Source organism: Aeromonas sp. OTU364 (genome assembly GCF_038440395.1).
Taxonomy (GTDB): domain Bacteria; phylum Pseudomonadota; class Gammaproteobacteria; order Enterobacterales; family Aeromonadaceae; genus Aeromonas.
Genome location: NZ_JASATR010000042.1, coordinates 1 through 303, shown reverse-complemented (window position 1 = coordinate 303; position 303 = coordinate 1). Strand labels below are relative to the sequence as shown.

General features: G+C 49.8%; 2 tRNA genes. Both read left to right on the top strand.

What is annotated here, in order from left to right:
• Positions 1-58: 58 nt before the first annotated feature.
• Positions 59-135: transfer RNA gene (locus tag AAHB08_RS21105), tRNA-Ile, on the top strand.
• A 10-nt stretch (positions 136-145) separates the two neighbouring features.
• Positions 146-221 (top strand) — tRNA-Ala (locus AAHB08_RS21100).
• The last annotated feature ends 82 nt before the right edge of the window (positions 222-303 follow it).

Here is a 303-nt window from a genome sequence, read left to right as displayed (position 1 = left end):
TGTTGTTGAGTGTTCACACAGATTGCCTTGATTCAAGTTTAGAGACAGTACACGAAGTGGGTCTGTAGCTCAGGTGGTTAGAGCGCACCCCTGATAAGGGTGAGGTCGGTGGTTCGAGTCCACTCAGACCCACCACTTCGATTACGGGGCTATAGCTCAGCTGGGAGAGCGCCTGCTTTGCACGCAGGAGGTCTGCGGTTCGATCCCGCATAGCTCCACCATATCGTACTGTGTTTGTCAGAAGACAAAGCCATGAATTGGATAGCAATATTCAGTCAATGCCTTTGACTTCTTTACGAAGTT